The organism is uncultured Aquimarina sp. (genome assembly GCF_947500065.1).
Classification (GTDB): Bacteria; Bacteroidota; Bacteroidia; order Flavobacteriales; family Flavobacteriaceae; genus Aquimarina.
Genome location: NZ_CANMQT010000011.1, coordinates 1 through 17,314, shown reverse-complemented (window position 1 = coordinate 17,314; position 17,314 = coordinate 1). Strand labels below are relative to the sequence as shown.

Genomic DNA, 17,314 nt, shown 5'->3' with positions numbered 1-17,314 from the left:
GTTACCCTATTAATGGTTGATCATTATATTTTTTAATCAGATGCATTATCTCTTTAATTGGAATTTCTATGGAATAGGTTCCCGTATAGGAAGGACAAATAATACAGTCATCAAAATAGAATTCTACAGTATTATCATTAACCACAAAATTGTTTTTATACACCTTAAAATCTCCTTCCGACAACTCCCAACATTCATAATACAATTCTCCAGAATTTATACCACTGGAGATTGTTTTATTTATAGTTGCAAGTAATTCTTTTTCAGAATTATCAATAAAAAAATCATTGTAATAAATGAATTTATGATTATCCAGATCAAAATTTAGACACTCAAACATATAGGTAGAATGTTTCATTCCAGAATAATAGTTCTCTTTATAAAGCAGTACACTGATAAGGTTACTTTTTACAGAATACACTTTATAATCAATTACTCTTTTGTCCATACATCTCCCGATTCCGAGAGAGTCACAAAATATTACTTTATCTTCCAGAATTTCATTTTCTGTAGCTTCTATATTTAAGTAGTTTTCAGTTAGGAAATCATTAAATTGAGCATTATTAACATCCATTTCTTCATTTAGATAAGGATATTTATAGTCTAAAATATAGAAATCCTCTTCCTTGTAGAATTTTTTAGCGATTACTAATTCTTGTAATTTATTCTTATCATCTTCTACAGTAATAAGACGTTCTACCTTTATTGATTTTGTTTTTTCCTGATTCAGTTCCAGCATTTCTTCTAATAAATATTGAGTACTATCCGTATTTTGATCAAGAAGCTGTTCGCTTTCTACAGGGCCTTTTTCAGGGTTTTCTTTGATTGGAGTTCTAGTATTGCACGCCATCAAACTTATTACAGCTACACTAATGATTAGGATTCTCATATGGTGAATTTTTATTTTATATAAATGTAGTTTTGCGCGTGCTCAAAAAAAATGATATCGCTCAGTTAGTAATTTTTAAAAATCCAAAGTAGGCCTACCTCATCGGTCAGAATTCGAAGTATTAGAATTAAGATCCCGCTAAAAAGGCAGGATTAGATCAACTAACTATTTTGAATACATTGCTTTGCAACTTTTTAAAACAAAGTTTCACTAATAAAAAGGCGAGTTCCTTCTTAAAGAAACCCGCCTAAATAGGTAAGTATATAAAATTTTAAAACAAGCCGTTCCCAATAATTATCAAACCATTTACCGCTAAACTCAAGATCAAAAGATCTAATACTAATTTAGGTTTCTGAACAGTTAATATAGCAGCATTATGCGCATTACATACCGCAACCGTTAGAAAAACTAAAAACATTTGTAAAAATCCATTTCCATCAAACAAAGTAGTCATAATGGCTATGGAACCTAAACAGGTGGATGCAATAATTGCCAAAGCAGAGTATCCAATATAGTTTTCAGAAAAATCAGCATTCATTTTTGCGTATAGTGTCATAGTAATTTGTTTTTTAATTTGGAGTAAAATTAGAAACACTATAGCTGTTAAAATATGACAAAAGTCAGGTTTTAGAAATACCCAGTGCAGAGTAATCAAATGTAAGCCGCTCTATTAAAATCAAAAATGAGGCTGTCTGAAAAATCAATTCTTCAGTCATATCGAGCGAAATCGAGAGAAAACAACCCTCGATTATCAATGTATTTCGACTCCGCTCAATGTGACAGTTTGTTCAAAAAAAGCTTATCAGACAACCTAAAATGATTTCTTTGTAGTATATATTAATAAACACCCTTGGTTAAATGTGGTTCAAAAATTTTCATACAAGTTCAATCTATTCTTAAGTATATTCATTTCACTCTGAATTTTATGAACTCTTTCCAGTAATCGGATAATCACCTCTACTCCTTCTAGATTAATTTCTAACTCTTTATGAAAAAGTAAAATTTGTTCTAGCCTTGGTAATTCTTCACAATTTATAAATGATGTCTGCTTAAACGTAACTATTTCTATCAACCCAAACTCCTGTAGCGTATGTATGAATGAGAATTCTACTTCATGACTTCTACAAAATTCTATAACTGGTATAAAATGTTCTTTAGACATAGCAACACGCATTTATAGGTTAGATAATTCTCTAAATAGTTCTTTTTGTTTAGAGGTTAAGTTTTTTGGTAATTTGATATTATAGGTAACATATAAATTTCCATACTGTCCTTCTTTCTTGTATATCGGAAAGCCTTTACCTTTTAGTTTGACTTTCGTTCCATTTTCCGTTTCGGGTTTTACGTTTAGTTTTACTTTTCCGTCAAGGGTATTGATCATTATTTCTCCTCCCAAAACAGCTGTATATAGGTCGATATCTTTATGTAGATATAAATCTTCTTTGTCCCTTTTAAAAGCTGTTGTATTCTCTATAATAAAAGTTATCAATAAATCTCCATTAGGACCACCACCAATTCCCTGACCTCCGTAACCTTTTATTTTTATAGTCTGTCCATTTTCTAAACCTGCCGGAATTGTAATTCTAATATTCTTTTCATTTACGGTTAGCGTTCTTTTATGAGTTTTATAAACATCCATTAAATCTAGATACAATTGAGCATTATAATCTTCTCCTCTATACTTTACCTTACTTCTCCTATAATCTCTCCCAGTTCCTCCAAACATAGACTCAAAAAAATCGGAAAAATCTCCTTCAGAAAAACCTCCTTGATATTGTTGACCTCTAGATCTAGCATATTGTCCTTGCGATTGCTTGGCTTTCTCAAACTCCTCAGCGTGTTTCCAATCGTTACCATATTGGTCATACTTCTTTCTGTTCTCAGCATTACTCAATACTTCATTGGCTTCATTAATTTCCTTAAACTTTTTTTCTGCTTCTTTATCATTTGGATTTAAATCCGGGTGATACTTTCTAGCGAGTTTTCTATATGCTTTTTTTATATCACTCTCTGTGGCATTTTTTGAAATACCTAATATTTTATAGTAATCAACAAATTCCATATCCAAAGGGAGAATTAATTCTTATTCTTCAAAAATCAATTGAAGTCTTCCAAGCATCATTAATTCAGATTTATTTTTACCTGAAAAAGCGTCTGCAATACTATTGGCTGTCTTCCAAATCAGTTGTTTTATTTTATTGGTAAAGAGTGATTTGTTTTCATTAAAAAATGAGGCGAAATCATTAAAACTAGCTTCTGCATTAAGTTCCGAATAATCTAACCAATCAAAAACAATCTCTATCTGGAAAGCTGCGTCTGCACCAAACTCATCTTCGAGATCATCAACAGCTAACCACTCCGATTTCACTAAATTTCTCAACGATGTATATTCAGTTTTCCGTACGATTTTATCGGATGCTGCAATAGCGTAAAATAATTTGCCTAAGCTTTGGTAAAACGTAATCCCTATTTTTTCAGTTGCATTCATTTTCTACAAAATTTATTGATTTATATGATAAATTTAATAAGTAGTCTTCACCTTTTTTATGATAAAAATCAGTTGTATTATCTGGTAATCAGATTAGATTGAATCAGCATGAATTCACTCATATTAGCAAGATCAATTGCTCCTGCAAGCTTATCATTGGTGGTAACAGCAAAAAAATCTCTTTTTTTTGCGTTAATTAACATAAAAACCTCTTTTAGCTCTGCTTTGGCATCGATTGATGCAAAAGATGTATCCATAACTTCTTTAACTTTAAGCTCTTTATTTTTGGATTTTGCAAGGATATCCTTGTGATGAAGAATTCCAACAATTTTAGCATGTTCAGTAACTATGAAATTTTTCTCAGTACTTTTAAGTAATACCTCGATAACATCTTCTATTGTATTATCTGGATGCAATACAGTGATATGAGTTAACATCGCTTCTTCTACTGTGTGTCCTTTTACAAGAGCAAGTTGCTGCACCAATTTATTCTCTGCATTAGCTCCAAAATAAATAAACAATGCGATAAGTATTAAGAATGGATTATACAACACACCAATAAGTAAGAAAACAAAAGCAATTATCTCTCCTAATCCTGCGGCCATAGCTGTAGCTCTGACCCTATCCATTCTCATAGCTAACAATGCTCTGAATACACGTCCTCCATCCATCGGAAATGCGGGTATAAAATTAAATAATGCCAGTATGATATTTACAGAAAATAGATATACAACAAGGTTTTGTATAGTAACATGATCTAATGTAGTTTCTAAAGCTCCAGAATCCTGACCAAAAAACATTTGTAGCGGAATAAAAAAAGCTAATAGTATTGCTATTACAATATTTACTGCAGGACCAGCTAGTGCAATTAGTAATTCCTCTTTGGGGTTTTCAGGTATCCTATCCATAGAAGCAACACCACCTATGGGTAATAAGGTGATTTTCTTGGTATTTACTCCAAATCTTCTGGCGGTAAGGATATGACCGAATTCGTGTAGAACTACGCAAACAAATACAAGAAGAATAAAAAAAATGCTTACTAGTACATTTTGCACATTTCCTCCACTTTTAAGCTCTAAGAATGTTACCCAGACAATAATTAATAAAAAGGTCCAGTGTACCTTAATTGCAACATTAAATACACTACCCAAATGAAGTGATCCTTTCATGATTCCTAATTTTTGGTTAAAGTATCTAAACAAGGGTTAATAAGAAATGACAGATATCATCATTTCTGGTTTTTTAGCCTATATTTGTTTAGTTATATTAGCTATCAACCACATTAATATTCTGTATAACAATAGTTAAACAATATCATTAACCTCCCCATGTTACAAACCAGCGAAAATACGTTTGACATTCTTGCGGAAGCTATCTCTGAAGGTGTTATTATCGTAGATGAAAATCAAACGATTGTTGCAACCAATACAGCAGCAGAGGAAATGTTTAATTATGATAAGGGAGAGCTAAAAAATCAACCACTTAATATTTTAATACCTCAAGAATATCGTAGTAATCATGGAGGTCATTTTAAGAGTTTTTTACACAAAAGTGAAAAACGACAAATGGGTAGAGGCCGGGACATCTATGGAGTTCGTAAATGTGGAAGTTCTTTTCCGGTTGAAGCAGGATTAAGTCCCTTTGAGATCTATGGTAAGACATTTGTTATGGCATTGGTTATGGATATTACCATACGCAAAAAAGCAGAACGAGAATTAAAACATTGGGCTACCATATTTGATGAATCACTGAATGAAATATTCATATTTGACGCGGAATCTCTAAAATTTGTAGATGTAAATCGTGGAGCACTAAAAAACATAGGATATTCTTTAGAAGAACTTAAAGAACTTACACCGGTTGATATTAAACCAAATTATAACGAACCTCAGTTTTTAGGATTAATAGAACCACTACTTCAAAAGATAGAAGAAAAGCTTCAGTTTGAAACGGTGCATCAACGGAAAGATGGAACCACCTATCCAGTAGAAGTGCATGTACAGCTGTCTACATTAGGAGATCAGCAGGTTTTTGTTGCTATTATTTTAGATATTACTGAAAGAAAACATTATACAGAAAATCTTGAACAAACAGTTAAGAAAAGAACCGAACAACTAACTGAAGCCTTAAAAAAAGAGCAACAGCTTAATGAACTAAAAACCAAGTTTCTTTCTCTAGTATCCCACGAATTTAAAACCCCACTAAGTGGAATTCTTACCTCAACAACATTGATTGGAAAATACACCAAGGCCGAGCAGCAAGAAAAAAGAGATAAGCATCTGGCCACGATCAAAAACAAGGTAAAGTATCTGGATAATATTCTAAATGATTTCTTATCCGTAGAACGTTTAGAAAGTGGTAAAGTGAATTATAAATTCACCGTATTTCCTCTTAGCAAAGTTATTAATGAGGTTGTCTATGATGCTAATATGCTTCTAAAAGATGGCCAAAGAATAAAATATCCTCAAGAAATCGATGACTACATTATAGATTTTGATGAAAAAATATTAGAACTAGTGTTAACCAATCTCATACGTAATGCTGTAAAATATTCTGGAGAGAACACTACGATTGACCTACAAGCTATTTTTGAGAATAACCTCCTTACCTTTCATATTATTGATGAAGGTATTGGTATCCCGGAAAAAGAGCAACAATTCATCTTTAATCGATATTTTAGAGCAGAAAATGCTTTGTTAGATCAAGGAACTGGAATTGGACTTAATATTGTGAAAACTCATTTGGAAAATCTGGGTGGGAGTATTACTTTTACTAGTAAAGAGAATCAAGGCTCTACTTTTACCGTACAAATACCTACTGCAAAACAATCATAATTCATAATGAAAACTATTCTACTAATAGAGGATGATACTGCACTTAGAGAAAATACTGCAGAACTTCTGGAGTTGTCAAACTATAATGTGATTACCTCTCCTAATGGCAAAATAGGAATTACCAAAGCAAAGGAAGAAAAACCCGACATCATTGTTTGCGATATTATGATGCCAGAAGTTGATGGCTATGGAGTTTTGGAAGCTTTATCACACGATTTAAATACAAATCAAATACCCTTTATTTTCTTATCTGCTAAAACGGAACACAAAGAAATACGAAAAGGAATGGATTTAGGTGCAGATGATTATCTAACCAAGCCTTTTGAAGAAGATGAATTGTTAAGCGCCATAGAAAGTAGATTAGCAAAAGCTCAGATTATTTCTAAAATACTAAAAGAACAATCCCAAACATTTAATGAGGATTCTGAAGGTGGTCTAAGAAGCTTGCACGAACTCAAAAACTTTTTTGATGATCATGGTACTATTTCCCAATGCAAAAAAGGGGAATCTATTTTTAAAGAAGGAGATCATTCTAATAATATCTATCTAATCCTAAAAGGTGTTGTAAAAACACATAAGATGGATGAAAACGGTAAGGAACTTATTACAGCATTGTTTAAAGAGGATGATTTTTTAGGCTTCACCTCATTTATGGATAATACACCTTATCAAGAATCAGCCACTGCAGTAAAAGATTCAGAACTGGCAGGTGTGTCAAAAACAGATCTGAAAAATATCCTGGAAAAAAGCAAAAATATTTCCTTAGAGCTCATGGAATTACTCAGTGATAATCTTTCTGAAATAAAAGAACAATTATTACAAATGGCATATAGCTCTGTGCGTAAAAAAACTGCACAAACCATTTTACAATTTGCTCAGGTATTAAATAAAAAACCAGAAGATAGCATTAAAATATCCAGAAACGATCTAGCCAGTGTTGCTGGTATAGCAACAGAAAGTTTAATCCGTACGCTATCTACCTTTAAAAAAGATGGACTTATCGAAATTGAAGGACGTAATATTAAAATTTTAGACCTTCCAGGACTTCAACTTATAGAATAAAAATAGCTAATCTGATTTTTGTCATACTTTTCATAAATACATCCTAATACATTTGTTATGTTAGAAAGTATTAAAAATGAAGAATATCCTTATTCCGACAGATTTTTCGGAAAACTCATGGAATGCGATTACATATGCTTTGTCATTTTTTAGAAAAGTAAATTGTAATTTCCATTTCCTGCATGTCTCTCCTTATCAAGAGGTGATAGGAAATGATTCTTTCTTCGAATCGAAAGATCAAGTTGTAGAAAAGGTTACTCGAAGTGATAAAGAACAAATGCAATTGCTTCTTAAAAGCATTCAAAAATTACCTCTAAATACTAAGCATCGTTTCTATACAGTTAATGAACATATCTTTTTTGTAGACACCATTAGAAAACAGGTCGAAGAAAAAAACATTGATTTCATAGTCATGGGTACCAAAGGTGCTTCAGGATTAAAAGAAAAAACTATCGGAAGTAATACCGGTGATGTTATTACCAAAGTAAAGTGCCCTGTTCTTGTAATTCCAGAAAAAGCAAAATATATTAAAATCAATGAGATTGCTTTCCCCACGGATTATAACATTTTTTATAAAAACCGTGTATTAAATACAATTACAGAAATCCTAACTTTAAATCACGCAGCATTAAGAGTATTGCACATCTCTAAAAAAGAACAAGAACTCACCGATTTACAAAAAAAGAACAAAGATTTCCTACATGATTATTTAACAGAAGATACGGAACATAGTTTTCATTTCTTATCAAATCCTAATATCGAACAAGCTGTACAATGCTTCGTAGAAAGCAGAGACATCAGTATGATCACAATGGTTGCTAAAAATCTTAATTTTTTTCAAAGAATCTTGTTTCATCCAACAGTAGAGAAGATAAGTTATCATATTAGCATTCCCTTTTTAGTATTACACGAGTAAAAATCCAATAAAAACTTTAAATAATGAATACTAATTTAATAGATAAATATAACGTTCCAGGTCCCAGATATACTAGTTACCCTACAGTTCCATACTGGGACAATGATACATTTTCATTAAAAAATTGGGTTGATTCGGTTCAAAAATCTTTTATACAAAGTAATGATTCAAAAGGAATAAGTTTATACATTCATTTACCTTTTTGTGAGAGCATATGTACTTTTTGTGGATGTAATAAACGTATTACTAAAAGACACAATGTAGAAATACCATATATCCATGCTGTTTTAAAAGAATGGCAATTATATCTTAATCTATTAGAAACCAGACCAAAAATCAAAGAATTGCATTTGGGTGGAGGAACTCCTACGTTCTTTTCTCCAGAAAATTTAGAATACCTAATCAAAGGATTGTTTTCATCGGCAAAATTGGCTGAAGCATGTGAATTTAGTTTTGAAGGGCATCCTAATAACACAACTCGAGAACACCTACAAGCATTATACGATGTAGGCTTCAGAAGAGTTAGTTTTGGTGTACAGGATTATAATGAAACTGTTCAGAAAGCCATTCATCGCGTTCAGCCATTCGAGAATGTAAAATATGTCACTGAAGTGGCCAGAGAAATTGGGTATACTTCCATCGGTCATGATATCATTTTTGGATTACCTTTTCAAACTGAAGAAGCGGTAATTCATACAATCAAAAAAACCAAAGAATTATTACCTGATAGATTAGCATTTTATAGTTATGCCCACGTTCCGTGGCAGAAAGGTAATGGACAGCGTGGATTTAATGAATCTGATCTTCCCACAGGAGAACAAAAACGAAGACAATATGAATTGGGTAAAGAACTATTATCCGAAGTTGGTTATAAAGAAATTGGAATGGATCATTTTGCCTTACAAAGCGATTCATTATATCAATCTATGAAGAATGAAAGCTTACATCGTAATTTTATGGGTTACACAGTCTCTAAAACTAAGATGATGATCGGTTTAGGTGTATCATCGATAAGCGATAGCTGGTACGGTTTTGCTCAAAATGTAAAAGGCATTGAAGAATATCAGAGTTTAGTTAATGAAGGTATTATTCCTGTATACAGAGGGCATATGTTAACTAAGAAAGATGAAATCATCAGACAGCACATAGTAAACCTTATGTGTCTTTTTGAAACAGATTGGAGTATAAATCTGCTTCATTTTGATGAGTTAGCAGAAGTGTCGATGCGTTTACGAGAAATGGAAAAAGATGGATTAGTAGAGATTACAAATCACAATATTAAAGTGACGGAAAAAGGAAGACCATTCGTTCGTAATATTTGTATGGCTTTTGATTTACGATTACAACATAATAAACCCGAGACTCAATTATTTTCTATGACGGTTTAAAATGCCTAAAAAGTATAAGTTTCGGGTCTTAATGTTTTATGTAGCCGAAGTGATCATTATTGGATCATTACATTTATATCTACTATATGTTTGCCTTCAGGATGTGTGCTAGGCTCATTTTTATAAGACTCATACATCATACCGGAAGGTACTAAGTTTTTGTTTTTTATATACTCAAAAACTTCATTCCAGGCACTTCCGTATTCGTTAGGCAAAATCTCAAAAGAACCTACAACATAGGATCCTTCAGGTATTTCCAGAATTTGAATATCATGATCTGCATTGGTATTTTCTGGAACTGTGAACCCTACACTTATTCTTTGTTGACTTTCTGGTACCGTTTCAGGATCATCATGATAAACAGTAATTGCTTCCACTTTTGGATCATTCATTAAACCTTTTTTTTGCACCCATTCCATTACAGAATTAAATAATCTGCCAAAAAGTTCTGTATCACCTTGATAAGGACCGACATATTTTATGTATGCCAATGTTTTTTTAGGTATTTTTTCTATACTAATATTTGATATGGTAATAGACATGATACTATATATTTTAGGTTAAAAGTAACTTGAATATAAAATTACAAAAGGTCAATATCTATGACTTTTCTCATCCTTTTATAAGAGGTCTTGACCTGCCATAATTAGATCAGTTATTCTTTAAATTAATGGCATTCAAAATTTGAAGATACTATTTCGACAGATTGCTTAGGCGAAACATATGGAATTCCTAATCCCATACCTCTTAAGATAAATAATAAACCAATCATTACTACAAACACAGGAATTGCTTTTTGGACATGTTTTCGTATCCATTTTCCTTTTAGCAAATTCCCAGCGTACACAACTATTGTCATTAGGGGAATAGTTCCTAACCCGAAAAAAAACACGTACATACTACTATCCATAATATTTCCTAAAGCAATAGCTCCAAAAACTGCCATATATACCAATCCACAAGGAAGAAAACCATTCAGAAATCCAATGGTTAGAAATGTATCAGGTGTTTTCTTTTTAAGCTCTTTTCCAAGCGCACTCTTCACTTTAGATATTATCTTATATATGGGTTTAGAAAAACTGTATTTCATAAACAATGATGATGGAATCAAAACCAGTAAAATCATCAAGATTCCTATACCTATAGATAGTCCCTGCTGTATTCCAAAAATATTCAAACTTTTTCCTATCAGCCCAAAAAACAATCCAATAATACTATATGCTAACAAACGACCTACATGATATAAAGAGATCTGAAAAAATTTATTCAAATAATTCTTATGATCTAAAGGCAACATAAAAGCAATGGGGCCGCACATTCCAATGCAATGAAAACTTCCTAAAAGACCTAATATGAATGCTGAAACTAACATTTAATACGTAAATGATTCTTTAAATAAATACGAGGTGTTTTTATACTGCCAATTAACGCTGATATCCCATCGTCCTTCTATCAATTGGTTCTTTGGAACTATTATCTCAGAACTCTGAAGAATAATCGGAATTTGGAAATCCAACTTCTTATTTGATGGGCGATATAAAGAAATAATTCCTGAAACTTCCGTAAAGTCTTTGTCTTTCGGAAACACTACTAGTAATCCTTCTGTATTTTTTTTAACTACTACATTATTTTTTAATGCATTCCCATTTTTCTCAGCATTGATTTCTTGTTGAAAAGCTAACTCTTTTTTGTAATAATCTTCTGTCACCAAATCGTGTTCAAACTTTTTGTCAGTATTCATTCTAACCACAAAGAATAGTATGAAACTGATAAATCCTATAAATACTAGTACAATAGCTGTACCCCAGTTTATTTTCATAATATATAGTTTTTGAGTACTTGAGTTTGTTAGAGGTGAGAGATTTCAATTTCTTAAAACCTACATACTAAAAAGTCAAATACAATTTTATCAAGATTTTTATATTTTAGTTCTTGACTAAATGAGTTTTTGAGAGGTGAGTAATCTATAGCTCATCGTCTTAGATTTTATTTTCTCCAGTACTCAATGACTCAGAAACTCAAATTCTTTATCTATAGCTTCTAGGCCCTAAAAAAGCAGTCGTTGTTGTTTCTATGAGTTCATCATTAGAATATACTCCTATCTTCAACTTATCTCTATCTCCGTTTAATGCGGATGCATTGATCTCAATAAATAAAGTTCCTTCTGCCAACCCTTGTTTAGGTACCGTGAAATTTTTATGCGTTACTAACTCAACAGTACCTGTATGGGATAATAATTCAAAATGAATATTTTCGATCTCGTCTATGGTTTTATTTACCAGTTTATAGGTGTATACATTACTGATGATATTATTGTCTTTTCGTTCATAGAGTTGCCCCGGCAATCTTAAAATATTAGCTTCTACATCATTTCTTAAAAAAGACATCCCCAAGAAAACACCTGTCAATATAATCAGCACCGCTGTATATCCCTTGAGACGTGGTGTAAACTTAAATTTCTCTTTTTTTGCAATATTATCTTCGCTAGCATAACGAATCAATCCTTTAGGTAGGTTCACACTTTCCATCATGTGATCACAGGCATCGATACATGCGGTACAATTCACACATTCTAGTTGGGTGCCATTACGAATATCTATCCCTGTTGGACATACATGAACGCACTGAAAACAATCAATACAATCTCCTTTTCCAGTAGTAGGTCTGTCTTCATTTTTTTTAAATTTAGCACGTCCAGCTTCTTTTTCTCCACGTTTATAATCGTAGGCAACTACCACCGATTTAGAATCTAACAATACTCCTTGTAATCGACCATATGGACAGGCTATGATACAAACTTGTTCTCTAAACCAAGCGAACACAAAATAAAAGACTGCAGTAAATATGAGTAATGAGATTAATGTACTCACATGCTTAAAAGGGCCGTCTATAAAAATATACTGAATAAGTTTATCACTACTGATTAAATAAGCTAAAAACACATTAGCAATTAAGAAAGAGATAATAAAAAAAACCACCCATTTAAGTCCTCTCTTTTTTATTTTATCAGCATTCCAGGGCTGTTTATCCAGACGTATTTGTTTTCCCCGATCTCCTTCTATCCAATATTCTATTCTACGGAAAACCATTTCCATAAAAATCGTTTGCGGACATATCCAACCACAAAACAGCCTACCAAAAGCTACTGTAAACAAGGTGACAAAAATGACTCCAATGAGCATCGAAATAACAAAAAGGTGAAAATCCTGTGGCCAGAACGGTGCTCCAAAAATATTGAAACGACGTTCCAAAACATTGAACAAGAGAAACTGGTTCCCGTCAATTTTAATGAATGGCGCGGAAAACAAAAAAATCAACAACCCATAACTTACCCATTTTCGGTACTCATAAAATTTACCGCTAGGTTTTTTAGGATATACCCAGGCACGTTTTCCTTCTTCGTTTATAGTACCGATAGAATCTCTGAATGTTTCGTTTTCTGGTGTTTCCAATTGGGTTTATTTTCTACTGTTTAATTTTATTATTCTATCAGTTCGAGCGCAGTAGAGAACTATTTAATCTACTAAGGATAAAAATATCTCGACTCCGCTCGATGTGACGGTTGGTTTGTTTACTTAAAGGTGTTATAAAATTATCTCTGACAAAAGAAGGTTAGAATTAAGTGTATTTACTAACACCTTCACCTTAATCCTCTCCCTCAAGGGAGAGGAAACACTTCTCGGTTTTGTTTTTATTCATTTGAAGCTACCACCGCGGTCGAATCTGTAACCGTTTCTGGAATTTCTTCTTTCGGAACGTCTTCTTTTGAAGCATCTGGATCAATCCAAATATCTCCTTGAGCTTCTTTAGGCTCCGCAGGAGTAGTTCCTCCTAGTGTAATCACATAACTTGCTACTTGAGCCATTTCTGCGGGTTTCAAAGTTTGTTTCCAAGCCACCATTCCTTTTCCATCTCGACCTCCTTCAGAAATAGTACGGAATATATTCTTTATCCCTCCACCCAAAATCCAATTCGGATCTGTTAAGTTAGGTCCAATACCTCCTCCTCCATCCGCTTTATGACAGGCTACACAATTTGTAGTGAAAATCGCTTTTCCGGCACTGATATCTGAAGCTTCTGTTAGTAATACTACGGTATTTACATCCACCAGATCTTTGGCTGTTTTTTTATACGCTTCTATTGCTACCAATGCTTCAGCAATTTCAGTTTCATATTCTTCTGTTTGAGTATAATCATTGAACACATGAAAACGTGCTAAATAAACAACTCCAAATAAAATAGTCGCATAAAAACCATATACCCACCACGGTGGAAGATTATTATCCAACTCTTTGATACCGTCGTAATTATGATCTAGAATAATCTCACCTTCCTCTTCTACTGGTTTACTATCCAATAACTTTAGATAAATATCTTTAATCCATCGGAATTGCTTCTCTTTTCTAGCATTCTCTATTAACACATAGCGTTCCTGAGCTTCTGGTTTCAGTGATTTAAATAGTACGCCTCGTAAAGCCTCTACGCAAATCTCTATAGCTACTGCAAATAATAAAATTACCCCCATAGCTACCCAAGTCAGCGGTTCTGTGATAAACGCTGATTCTTCTCCGGATTCCACTGCCCATTCTATTAAAAAATAGGCTACTAATAGAAAGATAATGACTCTTATATAGGATACTGTACTTCTCATAGTATTAGCTCGTTTTCGTTTTCTGATTCAAATGGAATCTCACTTACTTCTTTAATGTGTTCTTTTTTAGCTGTAAATACCCACCAGAATAATGCAGCAAAAAAGAAAAAAAATATGAGTAAGGATATCATTGGATATATCTCTATACCTTCGATATTTTCCATATGACCTTTTATAAATTTTAGCATGGTTTATTTTGTTTAGTAAAACTTAATTATAACTATTGAGTTTCCTCTCCCTCTGGAAGAGGATTAAGGTGAGGGTTTCTGATTTAAAATCCCCTCATCCTAACCTTCTCCCCAAGGAGAAGGAACTATATTTATCTTTATTCTGAACTTACAGTTTCATTTTTAACCTTGATATCGGTTCCTAATCGTTGTATATAAGCGATCAGTGCAATCACCTCTCTATCTCTCATCTCTATAAAATCCAATCCGTTCTCTTTTGCATATTTTTTATCTGCTTCGTAAGTCTTCGCAAAATCTGGATCATCATACAGATTTTTCTCAATTTGAGTCGCTTGCTCATCCATCCATTTCTGAGCTCTTGCTATTTCTTCTGAAGTATATGGAACTCCTAAAGTAACCATCACTTCCATTTTGGTTTCTGTATCGGATCGATCCAATTCATTTTTAAGTAACCACTTATAACTAGGCATTATCGAACCTGAAGAGGTGCTTTGCGGATCATAAAAGTGATTCAGATGCCAATTGTCAGAGTATTTACCTCCAATTCGCATTAAATCAGGGCCGGTACGTTTACTTCCCCAAAGGAAAGGATGGTCATATACATATTCACCTGCCTTAGAATATTCTCCATATCGTTCTACTTCACTTCGGAAAGGTCTGATCATCTGAGAGTGACACGATACACAACTTTCTCTGATATAGAGATCCCTGCCTTCTAATTCTAATGGTGTATATGGTTTCACACTAGTGATAGTAGGAATATTAGAATCTATCATCAACGTTGGTACAATCTGTACAGCTCCACCAATTAGAATTGCAATCGTTGCAAAAATTGTTAACTTCACTGGTCTTCTTTCTAACCAAGTGTGATATCCTTCTTTTGCGGTTCTATGTTTGGTTACTTTTGTTAATGCTGCAGCTTCTGCTAATTCATCGGTCACCGTATTACCAGCTTTGATCGTTTTAATCACATTGTACACCATGATAAACATTCCGAAGATGAACATACTACCACCAATGGCACGCATCCAATACATTGGAATAATTTCATTTACGGTTTCTAAGAAGTTACCATATACTAAACTTCCGTCAGGATTAAACTGTTTCCACATAGAAGCTTGAACAAATCCTGCCACATACATTGGTAAAGCATACATAATGATACCTAATGTGCCTATCCAGAAATGTGCATTTGCTAATCCTGTAGACCATAGTTTGGTTTTAAATAATTTAGGAATTAACCAATATGCCATTCCAAAAGTGAAGAAACCATTCCAGGCTAAAGCTCCTACGTGTACGTGAGCAATTACCCAATCACTGAAATGCGCAATCGCATTTACATTTTTTAAGGACAACATAGGGCCTTCGAACGTAGCCATACCATATCCCGTAATCGCAACTACCATAAATTTTAATACAGGATCTGTACGCACTTTATCCCAGGCGCCACGCAACGTTAATAATCCATTGATCATACCACCCCACGAAGGTGCTATTAACATAATAGAGAAAGCAACACCAAGGTTTTGCGCCCAGTCTGGTAATGAAGAATATAATAAATGGTGTGGTCCTGCCCAGATATAAATAAATATCAAAGACCAAAAGTGAACAATAGATAATCGATAAGAATATACAGGTCTATTTGCTGCTTTTGGAACAAAATAATACATCAACCCTAAGAACGGAGTAGTCAAGAAGAATGCTACTGCATTATGTCCGTACCACCATTGCACTAAAGCATCCTGAACACCTGCGTATACCGAATAACTTTTTAGGGCACTAACCGGTAACGCCAAACTATTAAAAATATGCAATACCGCAACCGTTACTACTGTCGCCAGATAAAACCATATCGCAACATACAGATGACGTTGTCTACGTTTTAGAATGGTACCGATCAGGTTCCAACCAAAAACTACCCAAATCACTGCGATAGCAATATCAAAAGGCCATTCTAGCTCTGCATATTCTTTAGAACTTGTGTATCCTAAGGGCAATGTAATGGCTGCTCCTACGATGATCAACTGCCAGCACCAGAAATTAATGTTACTAAGGGTATCATTAAACATCCGTGTTTTTAGCAATCGCTGGGTAGAATAATATACCCCCGCAAATATAGCATTCCCCACAAAGGCAAAAATTACCGCATTAGTATGTAGAGGACGTAATCGCCCAAAACTCAACCAGGAGATGCCATCGGTAAGATTTGGAAATAAAAACATAAATGCCAACAGCAATCCGACTGACATCCCAACAATACCCCAAAGTAATGTGGCGTACAAGAATTTTTTTACGATTTTATTATCGTAATAGAATTGTTCCATTTTCATATTATACTTGATTGTTATTAGTGGGTGCTGAAGATTTTTCTTTAGATTTTTTGGATTCTTTGACTAGCTCATCATCAAAAAGCATTCTGACCGATGGTGTATAGGTATCGTCATATTGTCCATTTTTTACGGAAAGAATAAAAGCCACAAAAAACACAATAGCTACAACGATACTAATGGTTAGCAAAACATAAATAACACCCATATTAGCATTTAATTATGCTTCAAAAGTATGTGCGAACATTTTCTTAAAAAATGACATTTATCAGCTTTTGATCCCATAGTTTGTAGTAGGAATTCACACAGCCCAATGTATCAATCATTATGACAGAAAAAAAAGGGTAGCGAACAAGTATATGAGTTAGAATTTTTGTCTTATGGAAATTTTTAGTTTCTTTAAGTACTATGAAACATAGCCGTATAGTTACACGTTTGTAAACAGTTTCAATCAACTATAGAAAAGAAATATACCCAATTGGGTATATTCGCATGTTAGGTGCAATTGTCCATTTTGATCGGACAATTTTTTCGGAGGGATACGCTGGAATTATGGAGTTTTATTCTGATA

The 17,314-nt window shown here is 33.3% G+C and carries 18 protein-coding genes; 4 read left to right on the top strand and 14 right to left on the bottom strand.

Features of this window, described 5'->3' with window-relative positions:
* Position 1: 1 nt before the first annotated feature.
* The 6 genes from Q0975_RS23120 to Q0975_RS23095 all read right to left on the bottom strand — a co-directional run bounded on the left by Q0975_RS23120 (position 2) and on the right by Q0975_RS23095 (position 4,546).
* The gene (locus tag Q0975_RS23120; RefSeq protein WP_299441368.1) at positions 2 to 889 is read right to left on the bottom strand and encodes an RsiV family protein; all 888 of its coding nucleotides are present in this window, start codon (positions 887 to 889) and stop codon (positions 2 to 4) included.
* A 271-nt stretch (positions 890 to 1,160) separates the two neighbouring features.
* The gene (locus Q0975_RS23115) at positions 1,161 to 1,445 is read right to left on the bottom strand and encodes a hypothetical protein (protein WP_299441365.1); all 285 of its coding nucleotides are present in this window, start codon (positions 1,443 to 1,445) and stop codon (positions 1,161 to 1,163) included.
* A gap of 309 nt (positions 1,446 to 1,754) precedes the next feature.
* Entirely contained in the window at positions 1,755 to 2,051 is a 297-nt protein-coding gene (locus Q0975_RS23110) for a chaperone modulator CbpM (RefSeq protein WP_299441362.1), read from the bottom strand.
* A 12-nt stretch (positions 2,052 to 2,063) separates the two neighbouring features.
* On the bottom strand, positions 2,064 to 2,951 hold the full coding sequence (locus tag Q0975_RS23105) for a J domain-containing protein (protein ID WP_299441359.1): 888 nt from the start codon (positions 2,949 to 2,951) through the stop codon (positions 2,064 to 2,066).
* Positions 2,952 to 2,972: 21 nt separating this feature from the next.
* Entirely contained in the window at positions 2,973 to 3,377 is a 405-nt protein-coding gene (locus Q0975_RS23100) for a hypothetical protein (RefSeq protein ID WP_299441356.1), read from the bottom strand.
* Between the two features lie 77 nt (positions 3,378 to 3,454).
* Positions 3,455 to 4,546: a site-2 protease family protein gene (locus Q0975_RS23095; RefSeq protein ID WP_299441353.1), complete on the bottom strand. Its 1,092-nt coding sequence runs from the start codon at positions 4,544 to 4,546 to the stop codon at positions 3,455 to 3,457.
* 159 nt (positions 4,547 to 4,705) lie between these two features.
* Here Q0975_RS23095 and Q0975_RS23090 point away from each other — a divergent pair, with 159 nt between their 5' ends.
* The 4 genes from Q0975_RS23090 (at position 4,706) to hemN (ending at position 9,577) form a co-directional block, all read left to right on the top strand.
* Positions 4,706 to 6,211 carry a PAS domain-containing sensor histidine kinase gene (locus Q0975_RS23090; protein ID WP_299441350.1) on the top strand — a complete coding sequence of 502 codons (1,506 nt, stop codon included), beginning with the start codon at positions 4,706 to 4,708 and terminating at the stop codon, positions 6,209 to 6,211.
* Positions 6,212 to 6,217: 6 nt separating this feature from the next.
* Positions 6,218 to 7,273, top strand: coding sequence for a response regulator (locus Q0975_RS23085; RefSeq protein ID WP_299441347.1), 1,056 nt, complete (start codon positions 6,218 to 6,220; stop codon positions 7,271 to 7,273).
* Positions 7,274 to 7,349: 76 nt separating this feature from the next.
* Positions 7,350 to 8,189, top strand: a complete 840-nt coding sequence (locus tag Q0975_RS23080; RefSeq protein WP_299441344.1) for a universal stress protein — start codon at positions 7,350 to 7,352, stop codon at positions 8,187 to 8,189.
* Positions 8,190 to 8,212: 23 nt separating this feature from the next.
* Positions 8,213 to 9,577, top strand: coding sequence for an oxygen-independent coproporphyrinogen III oxidase (gene hemN, locus Q0975_RS23075; protein ID WP_299441341.1), 1,365 nt, complete (start codon positions 8,213 to 8,215; stop codon positions 9,575 to 9,577).
* A 56-nt stretch (positions 9,578 to 9,633) separates the two neighbouring features.
* On the opposite strand, the gene Q0975_RS23070 is transcribed toward hemN, so the two are convergent.
* From Q0975_RS23070 to ccoS, 8 genes are all read right to left on the bottom strand, one after another.
* Entirely contained in the window at positions 9,634 to 10,119 is a 486-nt protein-coding gene (locus Q0975_RS23070) for a GyrI-like domain-containing protein (RefSeq protein ID WP_299441338.1), read from the bottom strand.
* A 125-nt stretch (positions 10,120 to 10,244) separates the two neighbouring features.
* The gene (locus Q0975_RS23065; protein WP_299441335.1) at positions 10,245 to 10,949 is read right to left on the bottom strand and encodes a sulfite exporter TauE/SafE family protein; all 705 of its coding nucleotides are present in this window, start codon (positions 10,947 to 10,949) and stop codon (positions 10,245 to 10,247) included.
* Entirely contained in the window at positions 10,950 to 11,396 is a 447-nt protein-coding gene (locus tag Q0975_RS23060) for a FixH family protein (RefSeq protein ID WP_299441332.1), read from the bottom strand.
* 208 nt (positions 11,397 to 11,604) lie between these two features.
* Positions 11,605 to 13,029 (bottom strand): cytochrome c oxidase accessory protein CcoG, encoded by a 1,425-nt coding sequence (gene ccoG, locus Q0975_RS23055; protein WP_299441329.1) that lies wholly within the window; start codon positions 13,027 to 13,029, stop codon positions 11,605 to 11,607.
* Between the two features lie 239 nt (positions 13,030 to 13,268).
* Positions 13,269 to 14,228 (bottom strand): cbb3-type cytochrome c oxidase N-terminal domain-containing protein, encoded by a 960-nt coding sequence (locus Q0975_RS23050; protein ID WP_299441326.1) that lies wholly within the window; start codon positions 14,226 to 14,228, stop codon positions 13,269 to 13,271.
* A complete protein-coding gene (locus Q0975_RS23045; RefSeq protein ID WP_299441323.1) occupies positions 14,225 to 14,416 on the bottom strand; it encodes a CcoQ/FixQ family Cbb3-type cytochrome c oxidase assembly chaperone in 192 nt (63 codons plus the stop codon). The genes Q0975_RS23050 and Q0975_RS23045 overlap by 4 nt, the downstream gene beginning before the upstream one ends.
* A gap of 137 nt (positions 14,417 to 14,553) precedes the next feature.
* Complete coding sequence (ccoN, locus tag Q0975_RS23040) at positions 14,554 to 16,746, bottom strand: cytochrome-c oxidase, cbb3-type subunit I (protein ID WP_299441321.1); 2,193 nt, start codon at positions 16,744 to 16,746, stop codon at positions 14,554 to 14,556.
* 1 nt (position 16,747) lies between these two features.
* Positions 16,748 to 16,951 (bottom strand): cbb3-type cytochrome oxidase assembly protein CcoS, encoded by a 204-nt coding sequence (gene ccoS, locus Q0975_RS23035; RefSeq protein WP_299441318.1) that lies wholly within the window; start codon positions 16,949 to 16,951, stop codon positions 16,748 to 16,750.
* Between the last annotated feature and the right edge of the window lie 363 nt (positions 16,952 to 17,314).

Bases quoted from the DNA above. Each gene is read 5' to 3' on its own strand.
- Q0975_RS23120 (WP_299441368.1), bottom strand. From the start codon at position 889: ATGAGAATCCTAATCATTAGTGTAGCTGTAATAAGTTTGATGGCGTGC.
- Q0975_RS23115 (WP_299441365.1), bottom strand. From the start codon at position 1,445: ATGACACTATACGCAAAAATGAATGCTGATTTTTCTGAAAACTATATT.
- Q0975_RS23110 (WP_299441362.1), bottom strand. From the start codon at position 2,051: ATGTCTAAAGAACATTTTATACCAGTTATAGAATTTTGTAGAAGTCAT.
- Q0975_RS23105 (WP_299441359.1), bottom strand. From the start codon at position 2,951: ATGGAATTTGTTGATTACTATAAAATATTAGGTATTTCAAAAAATGCC.
- Q0975_RS23100 (WP_299441356.1), bottom strand. From the start codon at position 3,377: ATGAATGCAACTGAAAAAATAGGGATTACGTTTTACCAAAGCTTAGGC.
- Q0975_RS23095 (WP_299441353.1), bottom strand. From the start codon at position 4,546: ATGAAAGGATCACTTCATTTGGGTAGTGTATTTAATGTTGCAATTAAG.
- Q0975_RS23090 (WP_299441350.1), top strand. From the start codon at position 4,706: ATGTTACAAACCAGCGAAAATACGTTTGACATTCTTGCGGAAGCTATC.
- Q0975_RS23085 (WP_299441347.1), top strand. From the start codon at position 6,218: ATGAAAACTATTCTACTAATAGAGGATGATACTGCACTTAGAGAAAAT.
- Q0975_RS23080 (WP_299441344.1), top strand. From the start codon at position 7,350: ATGAAGAATATCCTTATTCCGACAGATTTTTCGGAAAACTCATGGAAT.
- hemN (WP_299441341.1), top strand. From the start codon at position 8,213: ATGAATACTAATTTAATAGATAAATATAACGTTCCAGGTCCCAGATAT.
- Q0975_RS23070 (WP_299441338.1), bottom strand. From the start codon at position 10,119: ATGTCTATTACCATATCAAATATTAGTATAGAAAAAATACCTAAAAAA.
- Q0975_RS23065 (WP_299441335.1), bottom strand. From the start codon at position 10,949: ATGTTAGTTTCAGCATTCATATTAGGTCTTTTAGGAAGTTTTCATTGC.
- Q0975_RS23060 (WP_299441332.1), bottom strand. From the start codon at position 11,396: ATGAAAATAAACTGGGGTACAGCTATTGTACTAGTATTTATAGGATTT.
- Q0975_RS23050 (WP_299441326.1), bottom strand. From the start codon at position 14,228: ATGAGAAGTACAGTATCCTATATAAGAGTCATTATCTTTCTATTAGTA.
- Q0975_RS23045 (WP_299441323.1), bottom strand. From the start codon at position 14,416: ATGCTAAAATTTATAAAAGGTCATATGGAAAATATCGAAGGTATAGAG.
- ccoN (WP_299441321.1), bottom strand. From the start codon at position 16,746: ATGAAAATGGAACAATTCTATTACGATAATAAAATCGTAAAAAAATTC.
- ccoS (WP_299441318.1), bottom strand. From the start codon at position 16,951: ATGGGTGTTATTTATGTTTTGCTAACCATTAGTATCGTTGTAGCTATT.